The organism is Arsenicibacter rosenii, assembly GCF_001870735.1.
Lineage (GTDB): Bacteria > Bacteroidota > Bacteroidia > Cytophagales > Spirosomataceae > Arsenicibacter > Arsenicibacter rosenii.
Genome location: NZ_MORL01000144.1, coordinates 1 through 1,354 on the forward strand (window position 1 = coordinate 1; position 1,354 = coordinate 1,354).

Annotated in this window: 1 protein-coding gene; it reads right to left on the bottom strand. The window is 52.1% G+C overall.

Annotated elements, in window-relative coordinates:
* A partial coding sequence (locus BLX24_RS30425; RefSeq protein ID WP_071506913.1) for a GH3 family acyl-acid amido synthetase occupies nucleotides 1-1,336 on the bottom strand: 1,336 nt, incomplete at its 3' end.
* Nucleotides 1,337-1,354 lie beyond the last annotated feature (18 nt).

Below are 1,354 nucleotides of genomic sequence, written 5' to 3' on the forward strand. Positions count from 1 at the left end.
TAGCCGCACAAAGGGCTGCATCCAGCTGCTCCATCAGCGCAGCCGCATCTACAGCATGATCCGTACCGATAAACCATTTGTTGATGTACGCGCCATCCTTTTGAACGGCCGCTACCACAAACTCCTTAATATCGACAGCAAAGGCCTCCTGCATTTTTTTCATCGCCTCATTCATGTGGAAAACCGACAACTGTTCGCCTACCACATTCAGGAAATGTTTGGTCCGCCCGGTAATCCGGATTTCCGCCCGTTCCTTGTCGGTAATCATGACGGTATCGCCGATCATGTAGCGCCATGTTCCGGAAACGGTCGAAATCAGAAGCACATAGTTCTCGTTTTCTTCCGCTCCGGCCAGGGTCAGTACGGTTGCTCCTTCGCGTACACGGCCGTCTTCATCCATGTTGTCGTCATTGAAGGGGACAAACTCAAAGAAAATGCCGTTATCGACCATCAGCGCCATGGCGTTGGTTTCAGGTCGTTTCTGAGTGGCCAGGTAGCCCTCCGACGTAAGATAGGTATCGATGTAGGTTAACGGACGGGCAAGCAGTTTCTCAAAACTTTGCTGGTAAGGCTCAAAGGCCACGCCGCCCGTGGTGTAGACCTGCAGATTGGGCCAGATGTCGTGAATGGTTTCCAGACGGTTATACCGGATAATCTCCTTCAGCATCATTTCGACCCAGGAGGGAATACCGCTCAGGCTACCGATATCCCATTTCGGGGCTTCTTCGGCAATGCGTTTTACTTTTTCATCCCAGTCAGCGATGGCGGCAATATCTGCGCCGGGTTTGTAAAATGTCCGGAACCAGGCCGGAATATTGGCAGCGCTGATCCCGCTGATCTCCCCTTCCTGATGGTCTTCTTTCTGAATCAGCGACGTGCTGCTGCCCAGCATCAGAATCTGCTTCTGGAAAACATCGCCGGGTAAGTCGAAATTTTTCAGACTCAGGACCTGCTGCATGCCTGCTTTCCGGATGGCTTCCAGCATGTCTTCCGTCACCGGAATGGCTTTGCTGTTGCTCGTTGTTCCGCTGCTCAGCGCAAAATAATCCTGGCCGCCGGGCCACGTCACGTTCTGATGGCCTTCGAGCAGATAATGCCACCAGTCGGCGTGCATTTTATCATAATCATGCACCGGCACCTGCGCCTGAAAGGCGTTGACCGGATCGTCGCTGTCGAGGATACCGGCAAACCCGAACTTTTTACCAAAGGCTGTTAATTTTGCTTTGTTCAGCATCTGTAACAGCACTGCCCGCTGGGCTTCCTGCGGGTCCGGGTCTGAACTGACAAACCCATAAAAATCGATTGCTTTCCGGATTAATTCGCCGATTACTGCCATTGTCTGTCAAAAAAAATA